The 23,528-nt window shown below is 70.9% G+C and carries 27 protein-coding genes; 13 read left to right on the top strand and 14 right to left on the bottom strand.

Going from position 1 to position 23,528, the window contains the following annotated elements:
- Positions 1-65: 65 nt before the first annotated feature.
- From AC07AB_RS03300 to AC07AB_RS03280, 5 genes are all read right to left on the bottom strand, one after another.
- Positions 66-1,283 carry a cytochrome P450 gene (locus AC07AB_RS03300; protein WP_478559172.1) on the bottom strand — a complete coding sequence of 406 codons (1,218 nt, stop codon included), beginning with the start codon at positions 1,281-1,283 and terminating at the stop codon, positions 66-68.
- A gap of 176 nt (positions 1,284-1,459) precedes the next feature.
- Positions 1,460-1,852 (bottom strand): rodlin, encoded by a 393-nt coding sequence (locus AC07AB_RS03295; protein ID WP_478559169.1) that lies wholly within the window; start codon positions 1,850-1,852, stop codon positions 1,460-1,462.
- A gap of 184 nt (positions 1,853-2,036) precedes the next feature.
- Complete coding sequence (locus tag AC07AB_RS03290) at positions 2,037-2,432, bottom strand: rodlin (protein ID WP_478559166.1); 396 nt, start codon at positions 2,430-2,432, stop codon at positions 2,037-2,039.
- Between the two features lie 160 nt (positions 2,433-2,592).
- Positions 2,593-3,690: a Nickel transporter NicT gene (gene nicT, locus AC07AB_RS03285; protein WP_478559733.1), complete on the bottom strand. Its 1,098-nt coding sequence runs from the start codon at positions 3,688-3,690 to the stop codon at positions 2,593-2,595.
- 246 nt (positions 3,691-3,936) lie between these two features.
- Complete coding sequence (locus AC07AB_RS03280; RefSeq protein WP_478559163.1) at positions 3,937-4,419, bottom strand: universal stress protein; 483 nt, start codon at positions 4,417-4,419, stop codon at positions 3,937-3,939.
- 234 nt (positions 4,420-4,653) lie between these two features.
- Here AC07AB_RS03280 and AC07AB_RS03275 point away from each other — a divergent pair, with 234 nt between their 5' ends.
- On the top strand, positions 4,654-5,715 hold the full coding sequence (locus AC07AB_RS03275) for an alpha/beta hydrolase (protein ID WP_478559160.1): 1,062 nt from the start codon (positions 4,654-4,656) through the stop codon (positions 5,713-5,715).
- Between the two features lie 71 nt (positions 5,716-5,786).
- Here the strand turns inward: AC07AB_RS03275 and AC07AB_RS03270 are convergent, their stop codons facing one another.
- Positions 5,787-6,200 carry an ATP-binding protein gene (locus tag AC07AB_RS03270; protein ID WP_478559157.1) on the bottom strand — a complete coding sequence of 138 codons (414 nt, stop codon included), beginning with the start codon at positions 6,198-6,200 and terminating at the stop codon, positions 5,787-5,789.
- Between the two features lie 242 nt (positions 6,201-6,442).
- Here AC07AB_RS03270 and AC07AB_RS03265 point away from each other — a divergent pair, with 242 nt between their 5' ends.
- From AC07AB_RS03265 to AC07AB_RS03255, 3 genes are all read left to right on the top strand, one after another.
- Positions 6,443-7,294, top strand: a complete 852-nt coding sequence (locus tag AC07AB_RS03265; protein ID WP_478559154.1) for a helix-turn-helix domain-containing protein — start codon at positions 6,443-6,445, stop codon at positions 7,292-7,294.
- 11 nt (positions 7,295-7,305) lie between these two features.
- Positions 7,306-7,497 carry a hypothetical protein gene (locus tag AC07AB_RS03260; protein ID WP_478559151.1) on the top strand — a complete coding sequence of 64 codons (192 nt, stop codon included), beginning with the start codon at positions 7,306-7,308 and terminating at the stop codon, positions 7,495-7,497.
- A 268-nt stretch (positions 7,498-7,765) separates the two neighbouring features.
- The gene (locus tag AC07AB_RS03255; RefSeq protein WP_478559148.1) at positions 7,766-7,957 is read left to right on the top strand and encodes a hypothetical protein; all 192 of its coding nucleotides are present in this window, start codon (positions 7,766-7,768) and stop codon (positions 7,955-7,957) included.
- Between the two features lie 129 nt (positions 7,958-8,086).
- Here AC07AB_RS03255 and AC07AB_RS03250 read toward each other — a convergent pair whose 3' ends face one another.
- Positions 8,087-9,322 carry an alpha/beta hydrolase gene (locus AC07AB_RS03250; RefSeq protein ID WP_478559145.1) on the bottom strand — a complete coding sequence of 412 codons (1,236 nt, stop codon included), beginning with the start codon at positions 9,320-9,322 and terminating at the stop codon, positions 8,087-8,089.
- A 171-nt stretch (positions 9,323-9,493) separates the two neighbouring features.
- Between AC07AB_RS03250 and AC07AB_RS03245 the strand changes: the two genes are divergently transcribed.
- From AC07AB_RS03245 to AC07AB_RS03235, 3 genes are all read left to right on the top strand, one after another.
- On the top strand, positions 9,494-11,254 hold the full coding sequence (locus AC07AB_RS03245; RefSeq protein WP_478559142.1) for a phosphatidylglycerol lysyltransferase domain-containing protein: 1,761 nt from the start codon (positions 9,494-9,496) through the stop codon (positions 11,252-11,254).
- Between the two features lie 257 nt (positions 11,255-11,511).
- A complete protein-coding gene (locus AC07AB_RS03240; RefSeq protein WP_478559140.1) occupies positions 11,512-12,816 on the top strand; it encodes a sensor histidine kinase in 1,305 nt (434 codons plus the stop codon).
- The gene (locus AC07AB_RS03235) at positions 12,804-13,499 is read left to right on the top strand and encodes a response regulator transcription factor (RefSeq protein WP_478559137.1); all 696 of its coding nucleotides are present in this window, start codon (positions 12,804-12,806) and stop codon (positions 13,497-13,499) included. The genes AC07AB_RS03240 and AC07AB_RS03235 overlap by 13 nt, the downstream gene beginning before the upstream one ends.
- Before the next feature lie 111 nt (positions 13,500-13,610).
- Here AC07AB_RS03235 and AC07AB_RS03230 read toward each other — a convergent pair whose 3' ends face one another.
- From AC07AB_RS03230 to AC07AB_RS03215, 4 genes are all read right to left on the bottom strand, one after another.
- Complete coding sequence (locus AC07AB_RS03230) at positions 13,611-14,177, bottom strand: GNAT family N-acetyltransferase (RefSeq protein WP_478559134.1); 567 nt, start codon at positions 14,175-14,177, stop codon at positions 13,611-13,613.
- Positions 14,174-14,668 carry a hypothetical protein gene (locus tag AC07AB_RS03225; RefSeq protein ID WP_478559131.1) on the bottom strand — a complete coding sequence of 165 codons (495 nt, stop codon included), beginning with the start codon at positions 14,666-14,668 and terminating at the stop codon, positions 14,174-14,176. Before AC07AB_RS03225 ends, AC07AB_RS03230 begins: the two co-directional genes overlap by 4 nt.
- On the bottom strand, positions 14,656-14,886 hold the full coding sequence (locus tag AC07AB_RS03220) for a hypothetical protein (RefSeq protein ID WP_478559128.1): 231 nt from the start codon (positions 14,884-14,886) through the stop codon (positions 14,656-14,658). Before AC07AB_RS03220 ends, AC07AB_RS03225 begins: the two co-directional genes overlap by 13 nt.
- Positions 14,887-14,951: 65 nt before the next feature.
- Positions 14,952-15,740 (bottom strand): class I SAM-dependent methyltransferase, encoded by a 789-nt coding sequence (locus tag AC07AB_RS03215; RefSeq protein ID WP_478559125.1) that lies wholly within the window; start codon positions 15,738-15,740, stop codon positions 14,952-14,954.
- 559 nt (positions 15,741-16,299) lie between these two features.
- Between AC07AB_RS03215 and AC07AB_RS03210 the strand changes: the two genes are divergently transcribed.
- Positions 16,300-16,443 (top strand): hypothetical protein, encoded by a 144-nt coding sequence (locus AC07AB_RS03210; protein WP_478559122.1) that lies wholly within the window; start codon positions 16,300-16,302, stop codon positions 16,441-16,443.
- 243 nt (positions 16,444-16,686) lie between these two features.
- The gene (locus AC07AB_RS03205) at positions 16,687-17,685 is read left to right on the top strand and encodes a glycoside hydrolase family 88 protein (RefSeq protein ID WP_478559119.1); all 999 of its coding nucleotides are present in this window, start codon (positions 16,687-16,689) and stop codon (positions 17,683-17,685) included.
- A 10-nt stretch (positions 17,686-17,695) separates the two neighbouring features.
- Here AC07AB_RS03205 and AC07AB_RS03200 read toward each other — a convergent pair whose 3' ends face one another.
- Complete coding sequence (locus AC07AB_RS03200; RefSeq protein WP_478559116.1) at positions 17,696-18,637, bottom strand: NADP-dependent oxidoreductase; 942 nt, start codon at positions 18,635-18,637, stop codon at positions 17,696-17,698.
- A 197-nt stretch (positions 18,638-18,834) separates the two neighbouring features.
- On the opposite strand from AC07AB_RS03200, the gene tatA reads away from it, so the two are divergent.
- Positions 18,835-19,125 (top strand): Sec-independent protein translocase subunit TatA, encoded by a 291-nt coding sequence (gene tatA, locus AC07AB_RS03195; RefSeq protein WP_478559114.1) that lies wholly within the window; start codon positions 18,835-18,837, stop codon positions 19,123-19,125.
- A 132-nt stretch (positions 19,126-19,257) separates the two neighbouring features.
- Here the strand turns inward: tatA and AC07AB_RS03190 are convergent, their stop codons facing one another.
- Together AC07AB_RS03190 and AC07AB_RS03185 are read right to left on the bottom strand one after the other, a co-directional pair.
- Positions 19,258-19,701 carry a hypothetical protein gene (locus tag AC07AB_RS03190; RefSeq protein ID WP_478559111.1) on the bottom strand — a complete coding sequence of 148 codons (444 nt, stop codon included), beginning with the start codon at positions 19,699-19,701 and terminating at the stop codon, positions 19,258-19,260.
- Positions 19,702-19,709: 8 nt separating this feature from the next.
- Positions 19,710-20,219, bottom strand: coding sequence for a SigE family RNA polymerase sigma factor (locus AC07AB_RS03185; protein ID WP_478559109.1), 510 nt, complete (start codon positions 20,217-20,219; stop codon positions 19,710-19,712).
- Between the two features lie 336 nt (positions 20,220-20,555).
- Here AC07AB_RS03185 and AC07AB_RS03180 point away from each other — a divergent pair, with 336 nt between their 5' ends.
- From AC07AB_RS03180 to AC07AB_RS03170, 3 genes are all read left to right on the top strand, one after another.
- Positions 20,556-20,984 carry a hypothetical protein gene (locus tag AC07AB_RS03180; RefSeq protein ID WP_478559106.1) on the top strand — a complete coding sequence of 143 codons (429 nt, stop codon included), beginning with the start codon at positions 20,556-20,558 and terminating at the stop codon, positions 20,982-20,984.
- Between the two features lie 125 nt (positions 20,985-21,109).
- Positions 21,110-22,003, top strand: coding sequence for a non-homologous end-joining DNA ligase (gene ligD / locus AC07AB_RS03175; protein WP_478559103.1), 894 nt, complete (start codon positions 21,110-21,112; stop codon positions 22,001-22,003).
- Between the two features lie 581 nt (positions 22,004-22,584).
- Positions 22,585-23,528 (top strand): hypothetical protein (locus AC07AB_RS03170; RefSeq protein ID WP_478559100.1); only part of this gene is annotated, 944 nt, incomplete at its 3' end.

Raw genomic sequence — 23,528 nt, 5'->3', positions numbered from 1 at the left:
CCCGGCCCGGCCGGATGCGCCCCCGCCTACGTGCCGGGAAGCGGGGGCTGATCCGGGCGCGTCCGCTACGTGCTGGGCGTGAAGGTCACCGGCAGGGCCCCGAGGCCGCGGGTGAACAGGCCCTGCTCGGCCGGGCGGAAGCTCTCCGCCAGGGCGAGGTCGGGCATGGCGTCGAGGAGCAGGCCGATGCCGGTCTCCACCTCGGCCTTGGCGAGCAGGGCGCCCACGCAGAAGTGCCGGCCGAGGGCGAAGGCGAGGTGGTCGGCCGCGGCCGAGAAGGCGTTCTTCGCGCTCAGGTCGGTGCGGAAGATGTCGAAGGCGTCGGGGTCGGCGTACCGGCGCTCGTCCCGGCCGGCCGCGCCGATCAGGCAGGTGACCGTGGAGCCCGCGGGGACCGTGCCGCCGCCGATCTCGACGTCCTCGGAGACCTGACGCATGATCATGTGCACCGGGGGCGTGTAGCGCAGGGTCTCGGCGAAGGCCAGCGGGATCAGGGAGTGGTCCGCGCGTACGGCGGCGAGCTGCTCGGGGTTCTCCAGCAAATTGTGGACGATGCCGGCGAGGGCCTTGTCGGTGGTCTCGCCGCCCGCGGTGAGCAGCAGGCTGCAGAACGACTTGATGTCCTCGTCGCTCATCCTGGTGCCGTCGATCTCCGCCGCGCAGAGCGTGGAGAGCAGGTCGTCGCCGAGGGCGGTGCGGCGTTCGCGGATGACGGGCAGCATGTAGGCGGCGAACTCCTCGCGGGTGCGGACGCCCGCCGCGGCCACCTCGGGGTCCTGGGAGAGGTTGCCGAGGAAGCCGATGATCGCCGTGTACCAGCGGTGGAACCGCTCGTACTCGCCCTGGTCGAGGCCGAGCATGTCGACGATGACGTTGACGGGGAAGCGGGTCGCGAAGTCGGCGACGAGGTCGGCCCGGCCGGTGTGCCGGAAGCCGTCGATGAGGGTACGGGCGTTGCGCTCGATGACCGGCATGAAGTGGTCCTGGAGGGCGTTGCCGCGGAAGGCCGGGGCCACCAGGGCGCGGCGGACGGCGTGTTCGCGGCCGCTCATCTGGAGGATGGTGCGGCCGTGCGCGGGCTCCAGCTGCCAGTCGTAGTTGTCGGTGGTGAAGGCGGGGTCCTTGAAGGCCCGCTCCACGTCCTCGTACCGGGAGACGATGTAACTCTGCATGGCCTCGTGCCGGATCAGCGGGAATTCATCCCGCATGATGCGGTACGCGCTGTACGGATCCGCGGCGAACTCCGGGGAGAGGATGTCCGGCGCATGTCGGTTCGTCGTCATGGGGCCAAGATCATCGTGTACCCCGCAACTTTTCAATAGCTCCGACATCACGATGCATAACGGGCCCGGCGGAGGGGCCGCCCGGAGCACCGACGGGCCCCCGGCCGCGGCGTCCGGTGGGACGCGGCGACCGGGGGCCCGGTGACCACAGAGCTGCTACGGGCTCCGTCGTGCGGTCAGTGGTTGGCCGAACCGTTGCCGGACAGCACCGGGACCTCGCTGAGGATGTGCGACAGGGCGTCGTCGCCGTCCTTGATCGAGGAGTTCTCGACACAGGACTGCTGCTGCTGCGAGGAGAGGATCGGCACGTCCTGGACGCCGACGTTGATCAGGCCGATGAGCGACTGGGCGCCGAGCTTGCCGAGGCCGATGCAGGGCTTGTTGAGGGAGCCCTGGATCAGGCCGATCTGCGGGCTCATGTAGCCGCCGGTGTGGGTGTTGCCGTAGCTCTGGGAGGCGGCGTTGCCGTTGTTGACGTCGTCATCGTTGGCGACCGCCATCGCGGGGCCCGCGATGGAGCCGACCGCGGAAACCGTCAGGGCCGCCGTGGCGAGTACCTTCTTGATCACGATGTATTCCTTCGCTCTGGGTCGGTGAATAGAGAGCTACCTGCCCAACTCGAAAAGTCCGAGAAGGTTATTACACTTCACTCATGTGGCCTATCGGGCCCGACAATTCCGGAAATACGAAAACCCCCCTGCGGCGGGGCTGCACACCCGCCGCAGGGAGGAATACCGGACTCGGCCGTATGGGTCAGCGGCCGTTGGCGGAGCCGTTGCCGGACAGCACCGGGATCTCGTCGAGGATGTGCGACAGCTGGTCGTCGCCGTCCCGGATGGAGGAGTTGTCGGCGCACTGCTGCTGCTGCTGCGACGTGAGGATCGGCACGTCCTGGACGCCGACGTTGATCAGGGCGAGGACCGACTGGACGCCGAGCTTGCCGATGCCGAGGCAGGGCTTGTTGAGCGTGCCCTGGATCAGGCTCATCTGCGGGCTCTCCTTGCCGCCGGTGTGCGTGTTGCCGTAGGCGGACTCCGCGGCGTTGCCGTTGTTGAGGTCGTCGTCGTTGCCGACCGCCATCGCGGGGCCGGCGATGGTGCCGACCGCGGAAACCGTCAGGGCTGCCGTGGCGAGTACCTTCTTAAGCACGTCTATGCCTTTCGATCGTCGTGAAGCGCCCCTACTGGGAAAGCGAACTGAATAACTCCGGCCCTTTAGAGAAGTTCCGGGCATTCACTCCTTCGGGCCCTTTACCCCGCACCGGCATTGCGCGGGCATTGCGCGGGGCCAGGAGACGCCGACGACCCTGCTACTGTCCGCGCTCCGCCGCGGCCGGCCGGACTCCGGCGGACCACTTCTCCTCGATGCGGCCGAATCGCCAGATGGCCAGGGCCACGAGCCAGACGGCGGCGAAGAGGCCGACGATGACGAATCCGACCGAATTCAGATCCAGGGAGCCGATCCAGCCGATGATCCCGGTGTCCCAGCCGAGCTGGTCGGAGAGGATCGAGACCAGCTCGATGCCGCCGATGATGACGGCCACGGCGACCGAGAGACCGGTGATGGTGAGGTTGTAGTAGACCTTGCGGACCGGCCGGGAGAACGCCCAGTCGTAGGCGAAGTTCATGAACGAGCCGTCGATGGTGTCCAGCAGGCACATCCCGGCCGCGAACAGCACGGGCAGCGTCAGGATCGCGTACCAGGGCAGGTTGAAGGCGGACGCGCCGCCGGCCAGGACGAGCAGCGACACCTCGGTGGCGGTGTCGAAGCCGAGGCCGAAGAGGAAGCCGATCGGATACATGTGGCCGGGCTTGCGGACGGCCTTGGTGGCGCGGCCCAGAATCCGGTTCATGAAGCCGCGCTTGTTGAGCTGCTCCTCCAGCTCGGCCTCGTCGTAGTCGCCCTGCCGCATCCGGCGGAACACCTTCACGATGCCCAGCAGCACGGCGACGTTGATCGCGGCGATGAGCAGCAGGAAGCAGCCGGAGACCAGGGTGCCGACGAGTCCGGCGGAGTTCTGGAGGGTGGAGGAGTCGCTCTCCACCTGCCCGGCCAGCGCCCGTACGCCGAAGGAGAGCAGCAGGCAGAGCGCGAAGACCACGGAGGAGTGGCCGAGCGAGAACCAGAAGCCGACGGAGAGCGGGCGCTTGCCGTCGGCCATGAGCTTGCGGGTGGTGTTGTCGATGGCCGCGATGTGGTCGGCGTCGAAGGCGTGCCGCATGCCGAGCGTGTACGCGGTGACGCCCATGCCGACGCCGAAGACCGAGCCGCCGACGGCATAGTGGTGCGGGGCGATGAGCGCGATGAGCGTGAACCAGCCGACGACGTGCAGGAGGGCGATGAAGCCGACCATGCCGAAGACGTGCCGCCACTCCTTCGGCGTCATGGAACCGCGTATCCGGGCCATTCGGGCCGTCCCGGCCGTCCGGCCCTCCGCCGCGCTGTGACCTGCTGTATCGCTCATGAAGCAGCCTTCCTCGACCCGGCCCCCGTCGGGACGGTAGAAGGCTCAACACCCTGTTGCAAACGACTCGCAACTGCGGAATCTATGCAGAACGGCCGGGTAAAGCGGGCATTTCCAGACATCGTTGAGACGCCCGATAACCTCCGCCCACCCGGCCGTGACGGTACTTTTACTCCGTTTTTCCGCTGGTCACGCGCTCTGACCCGGTTCCGCGGCGTCCGTGGCGCCCTCCGCGCCGCGCACGACGACCACCGGGCACGGCGCGTGCTGGGTGACGTGGTGGCTGACGGAACCGAGCAGCGCCGCCCGGAAACCGGCCCGCCCGCGGTCGCCGACCACCACCAGCTCGGCGCCCTCGGCGGCCTCCAGCAGTACGTCCGCCGGGTTGCCCACGATCACGCAGCGCTCGATCGCCACGGGCGGCTCGCCGCCGAAGGTCTCCTCGATGGCGTCGGCGAGCGCCCGGTCGCCGACCTCCTCCGGTACGTACGCCTCGGGCATCACCGGCATGACGCCTGCCCAGGACCAGCTGGTCAGCGACTCCCAGGCGATCACGGCCTGAAGTCCGGCGCCGGTCAGCGACGCCTGCCGGGCGGCCCAGCGCAGGGCCCGCTTCGAGGGCTCGCCCCCGTCGACACCGACGACGATCCGTCCCGCTGCGGCGTTACTCACTGTCATCTCCCCATCTCCCCGAAACTCTATGAATCAACGGTTCGCGGTGAATGACCCGTTATGGGCCTGGCTGTGATTATCGACGACCGCGTTGCTGGAACGCGCGGCGGGGTGCTCTCGTCTTGTCCGCCGGGAGCGGCCAACCCAGCCGTCATATGCCATATGCGGCGATTATGGTCATTTGGAGCCGACCGGCGGAGGAGCCGGGCAGCCGAGCAGAGGAGAGCTCGCGGGATGAGTCTGACCGGAACACCCTTCTTCGTGGTGTTGATCCTGGCGACCGTGCTGGCCGTCCTGGCCACCCTGCTGCTCTGGTCGAAGATCCCCGGCCCGCGCCCGCTGCGCTGGCTCTCCCGCGTCGTGATGATCGCGCTCTGCCAGCTCACCGCGATCTCCGTGGTAGCGGTCTGGATCAACCAGAGCTACGGGCTGTACGCGTCCTGGGACGACCTGCTCGGCACGGACGACGGCAGCGCCCCGGTGGCCATGCCCGGCCCGCCGCCGCAGCGCGCCAAGTTCATCCACGGCGACAGCCGGATGCAGGACACCTACTTCCACGGGGCGCACTCCAAGCTCTCCGGCCAGGTCATGATCTGGACCCCGCCGCAGTACGACAAGCCCGAGTACCGCAAGACCCGGTTCCCCGTCGTGATGCTGCTGCACGGCGTGCCCGGCTCCCCGCAGTCCTGGCTGGAGCACGGCGGGATGCCCAAGGCGTTCGACAAGCTGATCAAGGAGGACATCGCCAAGCCGGCCATCCTCGTGCTCCCGATCGTCAACCCGGGCGGCGTCGACACGGACTGCTCCAACACCCCCGGCCGCAAGGTCGCCACCTGGCTCACCGACGACGTGCCGGAGCTGGTGCGCCACCACTTCCGCACCGCGGCCGGGGCCAAGAGCTGGGGCCTGGCGGGCATCTCCACCGGCGCGTACTGCGCGGCCAAGCTGCCGCTCCAGTACCCGAAGATCTTCGGCGCCGGGGTCGCCCTCGACCCGGACCCGCTGACCGGCGACCCGGACGTCATCCCCGACCCGGTGCTGCGCGAGCGCAACAGCCCGACCTATCTGGTGCGCCACTCCAAGGCCGACGTCTCGCTGTTCCTCGCCACGTCGCGGCAGGACCCGGACAGCCCGGTGAAGTACATCGAGCAGTTCAGCAAGGCGGCGGAGGGCAGCAGGGTCAAGGTCAAGACGATGCTCGTCGACAGCGGCGGCCACAACTACAACACGTGGAAGAAGATGTACCCGGCCGCGTTCAACTGGCTGGGGCAGCAGCTGAGGTCGCCGGTCACGTAGGCGGAGCGCGGGCGCCGGGCCGTACGGGCGTCCGTACAGCCCGGTCCGTACGCGCCGATCGTTCCGCCGGGTCAACCGCTCCGCTGGCAGGAGAGGCCCGCGATCACGGACGTCCCGCACGTGGCACGGGGCCGCACGGCCCAGGCGGTGGCGAGGCTGTCGACAAGGATCAGCCCCCGGCCGCTCTCGGAGTCCGCGTCCGGGCGGGCCAGTGCCGGCTTACCGGTACCCGGGTCGGAGACGGCGAGCCAGTAGTGTCCGTCGGCGGGCCACAGGACGAGTTCGATGAGTTCCTCGTCCGCCCGGCACGCGCCGTACCGAATGGCGTTGGTGACCAACTCCGAGGTCAACAGGGTCAGATCGTCGCCGAGGCGGGGACGGAGGACGTCCGGCAGCGATGCGGCGACGGCGTGCCGGGCCCGCCGTACGGAGGCGGGGTGGGCGGGGAAACGCCAGTGGGCAGGTACGAGGGGAATCTCGGGCATGGCGAACTCCACGGCTGTGTGAAGGGGTTGGGGTCGCCGGTGGCCTACCGCCCTGGCCGCGTGCACACCCGTCCCAGGGCGGACGGGCATGCTCGCGCGGTGCGCTTCCGGCATTGCGGTGTGTAGCTTGCGCGATACTCACAGTAGAGCAACGGGGGTACATATGCTACTAAGCTTCGGAGGTCCGCTGGACCGCACTTCGCTTCACGACAAACGCAGCCGCACGCGATGAGAGGGAACGCATGCCGCCGAGGAGTAATCCGACCGCACGCCAGCAGCGTCTGGGCGCGGAGCTTCGCAAGCTACGGGAAGGGGCAGGGCTGTCCACCGAACAGGCCGCCGTGCTGCTGGACACGAAGCGGACCGTGATCACCAGCACCGAGGCGGGACGCCACGGCGCCAGCCCGGAGCGTGTCCGGCGCATCGCCTTCCGGTATGAGTGCACGGACCAGGCCCTGGTGGATGCGCTGGTCGCCATGTGCGGCGACCGCGCGGTCGGCTGGTGGGAGACGTACCGCGGCCTCCTACCCGCGACATTCCTGGACATCGCCGAGTTGGAGTGGCACGCCCAGGGCTTGCGTGTCAGCACGATGACGCACCTGCCGGGGCAGTTGCAGACCGAGGCGTACTCGCGCGCTCTCTTCCATGCCGCTATCCCGCCGCTGCCCGCCGAGGAGTTCGAGGCGAGAGTGGCCCACCGCGTGCAACGGCACCAAGCCATCGACAGGCCCGGAGCTCCGGACTACGCCGTGATCATCCACGAAGCCGCCCTGCGCATCGAAGTCGGCGGACGCGGGGTGCTACGAACCCAGCTCGGTCACCTCATGGCAGCCGCAGACCGTAACAACGTCACGATCCAGGCCATCCCGTTCTCGGCCGGAGCGTTCCCCGGTTCGGGGCAGGCGATCCTGTACGCCCTCGGCCAGGTGCCCCCGCTGGACACCGTGCAGCTGGATCGCACGACGGCGGGAGAATTCCTGCATTCCGGAGCCCACCTGTGCAAGTACCGGTTGCAACTTGACGAGATGCAGAGGATCGCGCTTCCACCCAAGGAGACCCTCGATCTCATGCACACCATTTCACAGAGCATTTAGGAGAGTTGACCGTGCCTGACATCACCTGGGAAGCACCCTTCTGCCAGGATGCGAGCAACTGCTTCCGCCTCGGTACGGACGCCGACGGCAACGGCTACATATCCGTCGCCGGCCAAGAGGATCGCTACCTCACCGACTCCCTGGAAGCCCTGCGCACCCTCATCACCGACATCAAGGCCGGCAAAGCCGACCACCTGCTGTAGCCCCTGCCACCCGACGCCGTCGTATCACCCACGCCCAGGCCGCGGGGCGCCCTCAAGGCAGTGATCGCCACCGCGGCCCGGCCGTTCTGCTCGTACGGGCCTCGTACGGGCCTCGTACGGGCCTCGTACGGGCCTCGTACGGGCCTCGTACGGGTACGGCTCATACAGGTCCTGCGGGACGGCCAGCTTGGGAAAGCTTGGCACTGCCCCCGGAGCGGTCCCGCGACTTCATCCGCCAGATCGCCCGACAACCTTGAGGAGAAGCCGAATGGCTGACATCACCTGGGACGCCCCCTTCTGCGGCGAGGGCAACTCCTGCTTCCGCCTCGGTACGGACGCCGACGGCAACGGCTACATATCCGTCGCCGGCCAAGAGGACCGCTACCTCACCGACTCCCTGGAAGCCCTGCGCACCCTCATCACCGACATCAAGGCCGGCAAGGCCGACCACCTGCTGTAGCCCCTGCCACCCGACGTCGCCGTATCACCCACGCCCAGGCCGCGGACGTCCTCAAGGCGGTGATCGCCGCCGCGGCCTGGCCGTTCTGCTCGTACGGACCTCGTACGGGTACGGCTCGTACAGGTACGGTCACGCCCCCGGCGGGGCGCTCGGGCCCTTGGTCGGCTGCTGCTGCTTCTTCGGGGCGTTGTTGACGACGTCCTGCGGGAAGGTCAGCTGCTGGCCCATCCACTCCAGCGCCGGGCCGATCTCGCGCCGCCAGGTGGTGAAGTGGTGGCTGCCCTCGCCCAGGATGATCGACGACTTGTTCATCGGCGCCTTGACGGCCTGGAGGAACTTCACCGTCTCGCCGTAGTTCTTCTCGCCCTTCTTGCTGCTGGTGACCAGCACCGAGACGTGCGGCACGGGCATGTTCTTCAGCCGCCAGATCAGGTCGTGCTCGTGCTCCTTCTTCTTGGCGTCCGGGCCGGTGCCGAAGAGGTTGCCGGTGGTGAGGTCGTTGGCGATCTTGTAGTCGCCGGACAGGGAGGCCGCCGCCGGGTAGACGCCGGGCTCGCGCATCGCGAGCTGGAGGGCGCAGGAACCACCGGAGGAGTAGCCCATCGCGCCCCAGGCGCTGGGGTCGTGGCCGACCCGGTAGGTCTGCTTGAGCGCCTCGGGCAGGTCCTTGGTGAAGAAGGTCTCGGCCTGCGGGCCGCCAGGCACGTCCACGCACTCGGTGTCGCGCGGCGGGGCGATGGTGGGGCGGATCATCACTATCACCGTTGGCTGCATCTTGTTCTCGCCGATGAGCTTCGACGCGGTCTGCGGCACCTCAAGGTGCTGGGCGAGGTTCATGATGCCGCCGGGATAGCCGCTGATGACGACCGCCACGGGGAATCGCTGGCGCTGGAACTGCTTCTGGAAATACTGCGGCGGCAGGTAGACGAACGCCGGGTTGATGGCGTGCGACCGGCGGCCCAGGATCTTCACCGACTGGACCTTGCCGACCTTCTCGGCGGGGCCGTGCGGGATTCCCTTTATCTTGTCCAGGCCCTGCGCCCCGGCCGGCTGCACCAGCCCGTCCTTGGTCGCGCCGACGGTCGCGTACGGGCCGCCCTTGCCCAGGTGGGTGACGTTGACGGGGGCCTTGTCGTACTTGCCGAACAGCTCGTTCCAGGTGCCGTAGAACTCGAAATTGGCGTTGACGGCGAGCATGAAAGCGGCCACGACGGCCACCTGTGTCACCGCGATCGACCCCAGTCGGCCCGCTACGGGCAGCGCCCCGCGCTTTGCCAGGCGCGGCCACAGCCACACCGTGAGACCCACACACAGCACGGCGACGAAAACCACCGTGTACAAGAGTGACCGACTGGTCAGCCCCATATGCCCCTCAACTCCCTGCCCCCGGATGTGGGTACTCATGTTCGGTTCCGGTATTGCTCACCGGAGAAGAGGCGGGATACGACCGGCGGGGTTGCTCAGCACCCTGTTCTTACCCTGCTCTTATCCTTCTCTTCCCGAGCCGTTGTCCAACTGCTCATACGCTGAGCCGCTGTGAGACAACGAGTCGCCTCAGTAGCCGGTTACACCTGCCTGCTCATCGGCCTCCTCGACATCGCCTCGGCCATCAGGCCGGGGATGCGCGAAGGCCGGATAGCCCGAATCACCCATTATGTCCCGGGGTTCCCCGATTCCCTCGCGCGGGCCACCTCGCTCGCCGCGGGCATCCTCCTCGTCATGCTCGCGCGCGGCCTCGCCCGCCGTAAGCTACGCGCCTGGCGAGCCGCCGTGGTGCTGCTCGGACCCTGCGCGGTCATCCAGTCGCTGCGCCATCACGAAATCGTTGCCGCCGTTGTCTCGGCCGCCCTGTGCGGGGTGCTGATCGCGTACCGCAAGGAGTTCTACGCGCTCGGCGACCCCCGCACCCGCATCCGCGCCGTCGGGAACTTCATCCTGCTCGGCCTGTGCAGCACCGGCCTAGGGCTCGCGATCGTGGGCGTACGGGCGCACGAGGAGAGCGGCGGCGGCATCGGCTTCGCCGACCGGCTGCAGGAGGTCCTGTACGGCATGGCCGGCCTGGACGGCCCCATCAAGTACAGCAGCGAACGCGTCGCCGACCTGGTCTCCTTCTCCCTCCTCGCCCTCGGCCTGGTCACCGCCTGCACCACCGCCTACCTCGCGCTGCGCCCCGCCCGGCACGGCCTGCCGGACCCGGAGGACGGCGAGGAGAAGCTGCGCGCCCTGCTCGACAAGGACGGCGCCCGCGACTCGCTCGGCTACTTCGCGCTCCGGCGTGACAAGAGCGTCATGTGGTCCCCCACCGGCAAGGCCGCCATCGCCTACCGCGTCGTCTCCGGCGTGGCCCTGGCCAGCGGCGACCCCATCGGCGACTACGAGGCGTGGCCCGGCGCCATCAAGGAGTTCATGGACCAGTGCGCCAAGCACGCCTGGACGCCCGGCGTCATGGGGTGCAGCGAGCTCGGCGGCCAGGTCTGGACCCGCGAGGGCGGCCTGCACGCGCTGGAGCTGGGCGACGAGGCCATCGTGGACACCAAGGCGTTCAGCCTCTCCGGGCGCACCATGCGCAACGTGCGCCAGATGGTCAACCGCATCGAGCGGGCCGGCTACTCCTGCCAGGTCAGGCGCGTACGGGACCTGCCCGCCGAGGAGAAGAAGAAGCTCCGCGAGGACGCCGCCGCCTGGCGCGGCAGCGCCACCGAGCGCGGCTTCTCCATGGCGCTCGGCCGCTTCGGCGCCCCGGGCGACGGCGACTGCGTCGTCGTCACCGCCCACCAGCCGGACGAGAACGGCGAGGACCGCGTACGGGCCCTGCTGCACTTCGTGCCGTGGGGGCCGGACGGCATCTCCCTCGACCTGATGCGCCGCGACCGCACGGCCGAACCCGGCCTCAACGAACTGCTGATCGTCGCCGCGCTGAAGGCCGCGCCCGGCCTCGGCGTCAACAAGGTCTCGCTCAACTTCGCCGTCTTCCGGGCCGCCCTCGCCCGCGGCGAGAAGCTGGGCGCGGGCCCGGTGCTGCGGGTGTGGCACCGGCTGCTGGTGTTCTCCTCCCGCTGGTTCCAGATCGAGTCGCTGTACCGCTTCAACGCGAAGTTCCAGCCGGTGTGGGAACCGCGCTTCGTGGTCTACCCGACCAGCCGCGACCTGCCGCGCATCAGCTGGGCCTGCATGCAGGCCGAGGCGTTCGTGGTGCTGCCGCGCCCGGCCGAGCGGCTCCGCCAGTACCTGCGGAGCAAGCCGCGGTACGTGAAGATCCGGCGGGCGCTGCCGATGACGGGGATACAGCGGGGCTGACGGCGCGCTGCGGCGGGCGGGGGGCTCGGTTTGCCGGAGTGGAGGGCCGGTTTGCCGGGGCGGGGGCCCGGTTCGCCGGGGCGGAGGCCGGCCGTCTGAGGCGGGCCCGGCCGTCCGAGGCGGGCCCGGCCGTCCGAGGCGGGGCCCTGCCGCCGGTGGCCCCCGGGTGTGGGGTGGTCGGGTGTGGGGTGGTCGGGTGTGGGGTGGTCGGGTTTCCCCTACCGACTCCTCCCCCGCCGCATGGATTAATGGTCCGCATGGCGAACTCACAGGGTCCCCAGAGCACGGAGCGGACCATCGCCGTATGGCAGGCGATGCGGCGCCGCCCCCACCGCTTCCTGCTCTCCCTCTGGCCGTGGCGCTGCTGGGCGTACGCGCTCAGCGGCGCGGTCATCGGCACCAGCGCCCTGTTCGCGCTGGCGGTACTCGTCGCCCTCGGGGTGCTCTTCTCCATCGTCGGCGTGGGCCTGGTCGCGCTGGTGCTCGCCGCGCTGTTCGGCATTCCGGTCGCCGCCATGGAGCGCCGCCGGCTGCGGCTGGTCGAACCGGTGCCGCTGCCGAACCCGCACGCGCGGCTGCGGGGCGCGGGCGGCGGCGTGCGGCTGCGCGGCCGGCTGCGGGAACGGGCGACCTGGCGCGAGCTGGCGTACACCGTCGTGTTCGGCGTCGTCTTCGCGGGCTCCGGTTTCGGCATCGCGCTGATGCTGCTGTTCTCCGGCATCCTGACCGTGGCGCCCCTCCTCGTCCTGGCCGTCGCGCCCGACCCCGTCATGGTCTTTTCCGGCCGGCCGGTCGACGGCCCGCTGGAGGCGCTGCCCGCCACCGCCGTCGGCCTCGTCGGGCTCGCGGTGTGCGCGTACGCCGCGGGGCTGCTGGCCGGGGCGCAGGTCAGGACGGCGGAGTTCCTGCTGTCGGGCCGGGGCGAGGAACGGCGCGTGGTGGAGCTGACGCGCTCCCGGGCCCGGCTGGCGGACGCCTTCGAGGCCGAGCGGCGGCGCATCGAACGCGATCTGCACGACGGGGCCCAACAGCAGCTCGTAGCGCTCTCCATGACGCTGGGGCTCGCCGAGATGGAGCTGAGCGACACCGCCTCCCCCGCCGCCGGCCTCGTGGTCCGGGCCCGCGGCGAGGCCCGCCTCGCCCTCTCCCAACTGCGCGACCTGGTACGCGGCATCCACCCGCAGGTCCTCACCGACCACGGCCTGGACGCGGCCGTGGCGGAGGTCGCGCTGCGCAGCCCGATCCCCGTCAGCGTCGACATCGAGCTGCCGGGGCGGCTGCCGGGCGCGGTGGAGACGGTCGCGTACTTCACGGTCACCGAGGCGCTGGCCAACGCCGCCAAGCACAGCGGCGCCTCCGGGATCACCGTCGCCGGCCGGGTCCGGCACGGCAGGCTCGTCCTGTCGGTCACCGACAATGGCCGCGGCGGGGCGGTCCCGTCCGACGGCACGGGCCTTCAGGGCCTGGCCGACCGCATGGCGATCCTGAAAGGCAGGCTCATGGTGTCCAGTCCGGTGGGCGGTCCGACCGAGTTGCGCGCGGAGGTGCCGTGCTCCGCGTAGTGCTGGCCGAGGACTCCGTGCTGCTGCGGGCCGGGCTCGTCGAGCTGCTGACCCGGGGCGGGCACCGGGTGACGGCGGCGGTGGGCGACGCCGAGGCGCTGGCGCGCGCGGTGGAGCCCGAACAGCCCGGCGACGAGCTGCCCGACCTCGTGATCACGGACGTCCGGATGCCGCCCGGACAGCGCGACGAGGGGCTGCGGGCGGCGCTGGAGATCCGCTCCCGCCACCCGGCGCTGCCGGTGCTCGTACTCTCCCAGTACGTCGCCACCGCCTACGCGACGCAGCTCCTGGGCGGGGACGGCCCGGGGGCGGCGGGGCAGCCGGGGGCGGCGGGGCTCGGCTATCTGCTCAAGGACCGGGTGGGCGAGGTCTCGGAGTTCCTCGAAGCCATCCGGCGGGTCGCGTCCGGTGAGACCGTCATCGACCCGGAGGTGGTGCGCACGCTGCTCGTGCAGCGGACCGCGGCCCGTCCGCTGGGTCGGCTCACACCCCGGGAGCGGGAGGTTTTGACGCTGATGGCGGAGGGCCTCAACAACCAGACGATCGCCCAGCGGCTGGGCGTCACCGAGGCGTCCGTGGTCAAGCACTCCGGCAACATCTTCATGAAACTGGACCTCGACCCGGCGGAGGGCAACCGGCGGGTGCTGGCTGTGCTGACGCATTTGCGGGGCGGGCTGACCTGACGCTACGTCAGGATGGTGCCGGGGTCTGGGCTGTTCACCGCCCGGCCCGTACGGGCAGCGGCTCACCTGCGCCCGGCTCGTGCCGTGCACCGCCGGGTCGGGCCGCCTCCGCTACAAGGCGGCCCGGCCCAGTTCGAGCAGCAGCACGTCATGGAGGTCCGCGCCCTCCCACGGGCGCGCCTCCCCGACTTTGCGGTATCCCCACGCGCGGTAGGCGGCCTGTGCCGCCGCGCCGTCCGGATGGGCGTTGAGCAGTACGCGCTCGACGCCGGTGCTGTCGAGTACGGCCCCGTGCAGCCGGCGCGCGACGCCCCGTCGGCGCCAAGGCTCGCGTACCGCGAGCTCCATGAGGCCGAAGGTTCGGCGACCGTCCTCGCGGCGCATGTCGTCGGGTACGGGTTCGGTGAGCCGACCCCACCAGCCGGTGGCGGGGCCGAGGGGATAGCCGTACACCATGCCGACCGGTGTGCCGTCCTCCACACGGGCCAGAGCGGCACGGAACCCGCCCTTGCGGGCCTGGGACCGGATGCGCCGGAACGTCGCGGCGATGTCCTCCTCGGTCTCGCCGTAAGGCGGCTCGGCGAACGCCTCGGCGTAGACCAGCCTGAACGCGTCCATGACCCGCACCGTGGCCGGTCCGTCCAGCTGCTCAACGGTGAAGGTTCCCTGTCGGGTCACGTGGTGCCTCCTCGGACGATCTCGCGGATGCGCTCGCCGCAATCGCGGGCCGCCGCGCTGTCGACCCGGGCGGCGGCCCGCCGGAACTCTCCGATCCCTCCCAGCAGTCGCGGCGAGGCGATGCCGCCGAAGGCGTCAAGGGCGACGCCCATCTCGGCACACGCCTCTTCGGCTTCCCCGGTGGCCAGGAGTACACCTGCCGGCTTCACGCGGTACGAGGCGTGGTTGCGGGTGAAGTCGCAGCCGATGCCGCGTACCGCAGCACGCAGGAACGGCACGGCGCGTCTGGGTTGTTCGGCTCGCACGTACATGTCGGCCGTGGCGTTGTCGACCTCGAACGGCCCTACGAAACGGGCCCAGTTGGGCACCTCGGAGTCCACGTCCGCGCGCCCCAGGTGACTGACGGCACGGCTCAGAGCGCGCCGCGCTCCGGACAGGTCTCCGATGTGGGTGGTGACGTTGGCGTCGCGGAGCGCGATCACGAGGCGCACGCCATGTCCCGCACCCGCACTGGTGGCGAGCCGGTATGCGTGCTCGACCGCGCTCGCCCCTCCTTGAGCGCGAGGAGCACAAGGGTCTCCAGGGCGGAGATCTGTAGCAAAGGGCTGTCGACGAGCTGCGACGCCGCGAGGGCTTCCATGCCGGCGGCACGGCCCTCGGCGATGCGCCCGCCGGCGGCCGGGCTGCGCCCGCTGCGTGACCCGAGCACCGACGAGAAAGCGGCCGACGACGAGAACAGCTGACCGCTTCCCAGCGGTCAGGTCATTCTGGTTGCTACTCGGCCTGCAGGACGAAGAACAGGAAGCACAAGAAGCGCGGCTCGGCCGCGATGGCCTCGGGGAACATCTCGCGGGCGGCGGGATCAGGATCCGGCTCGCTGATGGCCGTGATCCGGAAACCGGCCCCGGTGAAAGCCTCGATCATCGTGTGCAGCGGCCTGGTCCAGCGACTCACCAGGGCGGTCTGACCGTCGATGGTCCACTCTACGGTCCAGTTGGTGGTGTCGAAGTAGTTGCACTCGGCCTCGCGACCGGCCTCGCGGTGTATGAGGTTGATGGCAAAGGGATGGTCGACAGACGCGATCAGCCGACCGCCGGGCCTGAGTATGCGTCGCAGCTCGGCCAGCGCCGGCCCCCAGTCCTCCAGGTAGTGCAGCACCAGGGACGCCGCTACATCGTCGAACGTGTCATCAGCGTAAGGAAGCGGGCTGCCCAGGTCCGCCACCCGCAGGTCCGCACCGTCGCCGAGCCGCTGCCGAGCCAACTCCAGCATCCCGGCACTCGTGTCGAAGCCACTCACCATGGCGCCACGGTCGCGCAGCGCGGCAAACAGCGACCCCGAGCCGCAGCCGGCGTCGAGAATCCGCCGACCGGCCACGTCTCCAGCGAGGGCCAGCATCGCGGGCCGCTCGTAGTAGGCATTGACCAGGTTGGTTTCGTTTGCGGCCGCGTACGCCTCGGCGAAGCCGTTGTAGTCGTTGGCCTTCGACGGATCCACACTCACCGCGGACGGCGAGACCAGCCTGGAGGAAATCGCGTGCTCTTGGCGCTCGTTTGAGATCATGGTGCGGGAGACGTGCGCTGCAGCAGTTCGGTTCCTGGCCGCGGCCAACCGCTGCGCTGCGTCGTCGCACGGGTCGATCTCGTCTACCCCGAGTCCTGGAGGAGTGGAGCGGGTTCGCGTATGAACCGGTCGGTACCGCCCTCGGCCTCGCAGCAGCCCAGGAGTGGGTGCACGAACTCCAGCTCGGTGACGCCCCCATAGCGTGATGGCCCGTAGCGAGAAGCATCCCGGTCCGCGGCCGGTGCGATGGCCTGTCGAACGCCACCCACCACGGCACCGCCCGGACACATGGCGAACATGTCCAGCACGCAAAGCGCCTGGTCAAGTCTGCTTCTCGCGAAGGACGGTCGGAAAACTGTAGATCACCGGCCAGTGCCAGAACACCTGCCCAATGCACTGCTATGCCCGGTCGGGGCCGTCCAAGGGCCACGGCAGCATGACCCGCGAGGACTGATTCACGCTCCTGGACCAGGCCGCCGGCCTCGGCGTCACTGCGGTGCAGTACATCGGCGGAGAACCGACCTGTCACCCCAGCCTTCCCCAACTCATCAGCCACACCGTGTCCCTGGGCATCCGGGTGGAGGTGTTCACCAACTTGGTCCACATCCGCCCCTCGATGTGGCACGCGTTCGCACGCTCCGGCGTCACCCTCGCCACCTCCTACTACAGCGACACCGCGGCAGTGATGACGGAGAAGCGGTAGGCGTTCGGACCGCTTACGGCGCTCGACGCGGACGTACGCACCATGGACACGTCAAGGTTTCGCCTTCAGGATGTGGGCCCCGACCTGTGAGGTGTTCCTGTGGACAGACGTCAACTGATCGGTTCCGGCGCGGCGTTGGCCGCTTCTGTGGCGCTCGGCGGTACGGCGGCGGCGCAAGGCGTGAGGGTGAGGACAGGGGCGGGGGCGGGGGCGGACGGGGATATCCGCGGGGTTCTGCGGCGGGTGGCTGATCACTGGATCGGGGCGCACGGCGATCCGGGGGACAACGGGTGGGCCCGGGCCACGTTCTTCAGTGGGCTGATGGCCCTGTACCGGCTGACCGGGGAGGACCGCTATCTCTCGTACGCGCGCGGGTGGGCCGAGAAGCACGCGTACGGGCTCAAGGGCGGCGTCGCCACCCGGCACGCGGACAACCAGTGCGCGGGGCAGACGTATCTCGATCTGTACGAGGCGGACCGGGACCCGGATCAGATCGAGGCCATCGGGGAGTCGCTGCGCCGCATGGCCGGCGGGGACCAGCCGGACAAGGACGACGACTGGTGGTGGGACGACGCGCTGCACATGGCCATGCCGCCCTTCGCGCGGATGGGGCTGCTGCGCGGGGACGCTCCTTACTGGGACAAGCTGCACCGGCTCTACACGCACACCGCGCGGGCCGAGGGCGGCCCCGGGCTGCTGGACGCGGGGAGCGGGCTGTGGTTCCGCGACAAGCGGTTCCTTCCTGGTGGAATCGTTTCTCCCGCCGGGCGGCCCGTCCTGTGGTCGCGCGGCAACGGCTGGGTGGCGGGCGGGCTCGTCAAGACGTTGAAGGCGCTGCCACGCACGGCCGCGCACGTACCCGAGTACCGGGCGGCCCTGGTGCGGACGCTGCGCGCCGCCCGCGCCGTCCAGCGCGACGACGGCTTCTGGAACGTCAGCCTCGCCGACCCCGCCCACTTCCCCGGCCCGGAGACCAGCGGCACGGCCTTCCTCGCCTACGGCACGGCGTACGCGCTGCGGGCCGGGCTCCTGCCCGCCCGCGAGTTCGGGCCGGTCGCCGCCCGCGCCTGGCGCGGGCTCGTCGCCACCGCCGTCCACCCCGACGGGTTCCTCGGCTACGTACAGGGCACCGGCGACCGCCCCGAGTCCGGCCAGCCCGTCGGCTACGGGAGCACCGCGGACTTCGGCGTCGGGGCGTTCCTGCTCGCCGGCACGGAGCTGGCGCTGCTCGACCGCGGCTGAGCTGCCCGGGTCACACCCTGATGACCGTCTTGCCGCGCGCCCGGCCGCTCCTGCTCGCGGCGATGGCGGCGGGCGCCTCCTCCAGGGTCGTCTCGTGCCCTATGAGCACGGTCAGCCGCCCCTCGTCGATCTCGGTGGCGAGCGTGGAGAGCAGCGCCGACGACGGCGTGTTCCGGGCGTTCAGGGCACGCACCCCGTGCGGTTCCAGGGCCGCCGCGTCCGCCGCGCCGATGGTGGAGGCGACGGTGCCGCCCGACCGTACGATCCGGGCCAGCTCCGCCAGCGCCGCCGCGTCGTCGACCAGGTCGATGACGACGTCCACCCCCTCGGGGTGCGCGGCCAGTACCTGGTCGGCCACCGGGCCCGCACTGTGGTCGACGGTCTCGGCCGCGCCGAGGTCGCGCATGAGGACGGCGGCGCCCGGCCGGGCCGTGACGATCACCTCGGCGCCGCGGCCGGCCGCGAACTGGGTCGCGAACGTACCCACGCCGCCCGTCGCGCCGACGATCAGCACCCGGCTCCCCTCCCGTACGCCCGCCTCCTCGACCAGGTTCCACGCCGTCATCCCGGCCGTCGGCAGCGCGGCGGCGGTCATCAGCGTGGCCCGCGAGGGCGCGGGGGCCACCGCCTCCTCCGCGGCCACCGCGAAGTCCGCGTACGAGCCGCCGCCCGCGCCCACCCGCATGAACTGGCCGAACACCCGGTCCCCCAGTTCGAACCGGCCGGTCTCCGGCCCGACGGCCACTACCTCACCCGCCCCGTCCACGCCGAGGACCAGCGGAAAAGCGTGCCGCACGGTGTCCCGCAGCATGCCGTCCGCGATCTTCCAGTCAATGGGGTTCAGCCCCGCCACGGCAACGCGCACCAGCACCTCGCCGGGGCCGGGTTCGGGCTGCGGCAGATCCATGACCTGCGGTTCCGCCCCGAATTCCGTGACCGCGACTGCCCGCATGGTGATCTCCGATTCGTCTCCGCCCAGCCCCCTGGTCCCGATGCGTCCAACCCTCTCCCCGCCGCGCCGCCACCGCCACCGCTGGGCCGGAACGGGTGGCTTTGCTCACTCTTGATCGACCGCTCGGTCGCGCAATACGCTAAGCAGGTGATAATGGGGCAGGCCCACGCATCCCCAGCTGAGAGCGAGACCCCGCCGTGTTGCGCAACGGACTGGAGCCCTGGCACCTGATCATCTTGGTCGTGGTGGCCCTCCTGGTGTTCGGATCGAAGAAGCTGCCCGATATCGCCCGCGGCCTCGGCAAGTCCGCGCGCATCCTGAAGTCCGAGGCGCGCGCCATGCGCTCCGACGAGTCGCAGTCGCAGCCCTCGTCCTCCGAGGCCCCTGCCCCGACCGTCACCCCCGCCGCGGACACCGCGCAGGGGCACCCAGACACCGACCGCGTGCGCACCACCGCGGAGCAGCAGCAGCACCGCCAGTCCGCCTGACCGGCGGTCACGACTCCACCACGGCATGTCACTGGATCGCCGGCCGGGCCCACCAACCCGTCCGGCGATCTGTCGTATCCAGGGCTCTCGGTGACCGGCGCCGGGCCGTCGGCCTCGGCCTCGGCCTCGGTCTCAGGGGGTCGCGGGGCGTTCCGCCGCCGACTGGGTGGCCCCGGCCCCGCCCGTATTCGGGCTCCCCGAAGCCGCCTTCCCGCCGCGCGGGTCGTACGCGGGGAAGGGCGGGACGGTGTTCGCCGCGGCCCCGTGGGCGGGTTCCCCGGAGTTCTTCGGGCCGGGCGGGGCCGTGTGCGCCGCCGGGCCCGTGGTCCCGGCGGGGGCGACGGGCAGCGGGGCGTGTTCGGAGCCGCCGCCCGGCCGGACCAGGCCGACGGCCACGGTGACCGTGACGGCCGCGACGGCCAGTACGCCGGCCGCGGAGAGCGCCGCGCGCCGTCGCCGAATGCGGCGGCCGCCGGCGACTGCCGCGTCGGTGACGCTGGGCAGGGGCGGCTCGGGCTGCGCGCCGAGGATGCCCCGGAAGGCGGCGTGCAGCGCGTCGTCCTCGTGCTCGTCCATGCCCTGCCTCACCTCCCGACCGATTCGCTGGTCATGCCCTCGACGATCGTGCGCAGCCGGGCCAGCCCGCGGGCGCTCTGGCTCTTGACCGTTCCCGTGCTCACCCGCAGCGCGTGCGCGGTCTGCTCCACGGTCCAGTCCTCCCAGAACCGCAGGACCAGCACGGCCCGGTAGCGGGGCGGCAGTTCCCTCAGGGCCTCGCGCATCATCAGCCGCAGCTCCGGTGCGTCCGGCACGGTAGCGGACAGGTCGGGCGGTTCGCTCACCGGCTCCTCGCGCCAGCCTCCCTTGCGCTGCTGGTCGATGAAGGTACGGGTGAGGATGGTGCGCGCGTACGCGTCCACGTTGCCGTCCTTGCGGACCCGGCCCCAGGCCGCGTAGAGCTTCATCAGCGCGGCCTGGGTCAGGTCCTGGGCCTGGTGCCAGTCCCCGCACAGCAGGTAGGCGCTGCGTCGGAGCCGCGCCTGCCGCGTCTCGGCGAACTCCCGGAACTCCCGCTCCCGGACCGCTTCCCTCACCCTTGCCGGCCCTCCGCCCCTCCGCTCGCGCAGCACTCCTCCTGCCTTATATACGGGGAGCGGCGCGGGGAGGTTGCACGGTGCGGCGGAAAGAGATTTTCCGTCGCGGCGTGCAACGTGTCCGTGCTCGCTTCCGTACTCCTCTCACACAAGGGCTCCCGAGCCACAGGCGTCGGCCCGTGGCCGTGGCCCCGGGCGCATGGCCCGAGCTCGCAGTCCAGGCCGCAGTCCGGTCCGTAGTCCGGGCTCGCGGTCGGTCCGTAGCCCGGGCTCGCTATTCGGGCCCGCAGTACGGGCTCGGGATCCGAGTCCGTAATCCGAGACAGAGGAAGACCGTTGTCGAAGCACCGCAAGTTCACACCGAAGCAGCGCAGGCTGTTCGGCCTCGCCGCCGGAACCGTCCTTGTCGCCGCGGGCACCGCCGGCGTCGCCACCGCCGCGACCCCGGCCCACCATGCCGAGGTGGCCGCGCCGGTGCAGCATGAGGACGCCGCTGCCCGCGCCCACCAGGCACAGTCCCCGCACGAGGACGCCGCAACCCGCGCCCACCAGGCACAGTCCCCGCACGAGGACGCCGCAACCCGCGCCCACCAGGCACAGTCCCCGCACGAGGACGCCGCAACCCGCGCCCACCAGGCACAGTCCCCGCACGAAGCGGCCGCGGCCCCCGCCCACGCCGCTTCAGCCACCCCGACCCACTACGCCGACGCCGCAGCCCACAGCTCGGCGGCGAGCGTGGCACAGCAGGCGCATCCGGTGCGCTGACCCGCCACTGACCACTTCCCACACTCCGAACAGCACTCCGATCACCCACGCCGCCCCCGGGTCCAGTCTTCGCCTGGCCCGGGGGCAGGTTTGTCATCGGGGCGGCCGGGAAACCCGTAGCCACCGTGGGCACGAAACGGAATGTCGAGATCCAGCGGCCGGAGAAGGTGCTCTTCCCCGAGGACGGCGATGGCGGCATCACCAAAGCCGACCTCGCCGACCACTACCGCGCGGTCGCCCCGCTGATGCTGCCGCACCTGCGCGGGCGGCCGATCATGATGGAGCGGCACCCCGACGGCATCGGCGGAAAACCCCTGATGCAGAAGAACGCGCCGGACTACTTCCCCGACTGGGTACGGCGGGCGGTGCTGCCCAAGGAGGGCGGCGAGGTCACGCACGTCGTGTGCGACAACCGGGCGACGCTCCTCTACCTCGCCGACCAGGCGTGTGTCACCCCGCACCGCTGGCTCTCCCGCGCGGACCGGCCCGACCACCCCGACGTCCTCGTCTTCGACCTCGACCCTCCTGGCGAGGGCGACTTCGAAGCGGTGCGCTGGGCCGCGCGGCGCGTGTGCGAACTCCTCGACGCGGTGCGGCTGCCGACCCGGCTCATGACGACGGGGTCGCGCGGCCTCCACGTCCTCGCCCCGCTCGACCGGCAGTCGGACTTCGACACGGTACGGGCCTTCGCCCGCGACATCGCCGAGGAACTGGAACGTCGCCACCCGGACCGGCTCACGACGGCGGCCCGCAAGGCCGACCGGGGCAGCCGCCTCTACCTGGACACCCAGCGCAACGGCTACGCGCAGACCGCCGTGTCCCCGTATGCAGTACGGGCCCGGCCGGGCGCCCCGGTCGCCGTCCCCATCGCCGCCGCCGAGCTGGACGACCCCGAACTGCGCGCCGACCGCTGGACGTTGCGTACAGTCGGCGAGCGTCTGAAGTCCGACCCGTGGGCCGGTACGCCCTTCAGAGGCCGATCACTGCGCGCGGCGGCGGCGCGGCTCGGGAGGGTCTGAAGGCGCAACACGCCGGGTGGCGGCTAGCCTTACGTATCCGTCCTCCCCGGGGACTTTTCCCCGCACTACGGACATAAATCGCACCCGAGACACGTGAAGGACTGCTCCATATGGGCATTCGGAGTCTGCTGCGGAATGCGTTCGGCCGGTCCAAAGCCGCCCAGAACGACGGGTCGCCTACCGAGTCCGAGGCCGAGGCCGCGCGGGGCGCGGCCGGGACGGATACCGGGTCGGCTGCCGCCGGGGGGTCGGTTACCGCTGCCACGGAGACGGCTGACGCCAATTCGGCTGGCGCCGGGGGGTCGGTGGCCGCTGGCGCCGGTTCGGCCGGCGCCGGAGGATCGCTTACCTCTGACACCGGTTCCGCCGGCGCCGGAGGATCGCTTACCGCTGGCGCGGAGACGGCTGACGCCGGTTCGGCTACCACCGGGGGTTCGCTTACCTCTGACGCCGGTTCGACTACCACCGGAGGGACGCTTACCGCTGTCGCGGAGGTGGCTGACGCTGAGTCAGCTGGCTCCGAGGAATCGTTGCCCGCCCTTGCGGAGACGGCTTCCGCCGACAGTTCGCGCCTGTCCACGGTGACGGATTATCTGACCGACAGCACCGTTGCCGAGAGCCCCGCTTCGGCGTCGGACGAGCGCGGCTCCACCGCCGCCGTCTCGGACGCTTCTGTGGTCGCCCCCGCTTCGGCGGCCGTCACGGACACGGCCGACGCAGGTACGGTCTCCGCCGATTCGGCTTCCGCCGAGAGCTCGTTGACCGTTACCGCGGTCACCGCCGACGCCGATACGGCGGCCAGCGCCACAAGCACCACCTCAACAGCGGACGAACTCGACTCCACCCCCACCGTCACCGACGCGGCCAAGGCCGGTTCGGCTGCCGCCGGAGGCTCGTTGACCGCTCTCGCAGACACCGCCGACGCCGATACGGCCACCGCCGAAAACACCACCGCTCACGCGGACACAACCGACACTGCCGGCACGGCCGAAACAGCCGACGCCGGTACGGCTGCCGCCGAGGGCTCGCTGACCGCTCACGCGGAAACGACCGACAGCGGTTCCGCAACCGTGAGCGGCGAAGGCACCAGTAGTCGGGAAGCCGCCGGGACGGTGCTCACCGACGCCGGCGGGCCCACCGTGCCCGCCCCCGCCCACGAGCCGAACCCTGCCGGAGGCCGCGGCAGTGGCAGCGGCAGTGGCGGCAAGACGCCGTTCCCCACCCAGACCACCGGCGAGCGGATGCCCGACCCCGGGCCGCTCTCACCGATTCCGGACCCGGCTCCGGGGCCGGACGTGCCCAAGCCGGACCCGGAGCCGACCCCGGTGCCTGATCCGACCCCGACGCCGAAGCCGGACCCGCGGCCGACGCCCGCGCCCGGACCGGACCCGCAGCCCGCGCCCGTACCCGACCCCGAGCCGCGGCCCACGCCGCTGCCCGACCCGGCCCCCGCGCCAGAACCACAGCCCGCCCCCGCCGCGGAACCCCTCGTCACAGACGAAACCACCACCCCCGCCGCGGGCCC

It is taken from the genome of Streptomyces sp. NPDC044033 (genome assembly GCF_056434425.1).
Note: the sequence above shows the minus strand (reverse complement) of the source record. Positions and strands in the feature narration are given on the sequence as shown.

Bases quoted from the DNA above. Each gene is read 5' to 3' on its own strand.
- AC07AB_RS03255 (WP_478559148.1), top strand. From the start codon at position 7,766: ATGGCTGACATCACCTGGGACGCCCCCTTCTGCGGCGAGGGCAACTCC.
- AC07AB_RS03275 (WP_478559160.1), top strand. From the start codon at position 4,654: ATGAGTCTGACCGGAACACCCTTCTTCGTGGTGTTGATCCTGGCGACC.
- AC07AB_RS03300 (WP_478559172.1), bottom strand. From the start codon at position 1,283: ATGACGACGAACCGACATGCGCCGGACATCCTCTCCCCGGAGTTCGCC.
- AC07AB_RS03240 (WP_478559140.1), top strand. From the start codon at position 11,512: ATGGCGAACTCACAGGGTCCCCAGAGCACGGAGCGGACCATCGCCGTA.
- AC07AB_RS03265 (WP_478559154.1), top strand. From the start codon at position 6,443: ATGCCGCCGAGGAGTAATCCGACCGCACGCCAGCAGCGTCTGGGCGCG.
- AC07AB_RS03215 (WP_478559125.1), bottom strand. From the start codon at position 15,740: ATGATCTCAAACGAGCGCCAAGAGCACGCGATTTCCTCCAGGCTGGTC.
- nicT (WP_478559733.1), bottom strand. From the start codon at position 3,690: ATGGCCCGGATACGCGGTTCCATGACGCCGAAGGAGTGGCGGCACGTC.
- AC07AB_RS03190 (WP_478559111.1), bottom strand. From the start codon at position 19,701: ATGGACGAGCACGAGGACGACGCGCTGCACGCCGCCTTCCGGGGCATC.
- AC07AB_RS03250 (WP_478559145.1), bottom strand. From the start codon at position 9,322: ATGGGGCTGACCAGTCGGTCACTCTTGTACACGGTGGTTTTCGTCGCC.
- AC07AB_RS03270 (WP_478559157.1), bottom strand. From the start codon at position 6,200: ATGCCCGAGATTCCCCTCGTACCTGCCCACTGGCGTTTCCCCGCCCAC.
- AC07AB_RS03200 (WP_478559116.1), bottom strand. From the start codon at position 18,637: ATGCGGGCAGTCGCGGTCACGGAATTCGGGGCGGAACCGCAGGTCATG.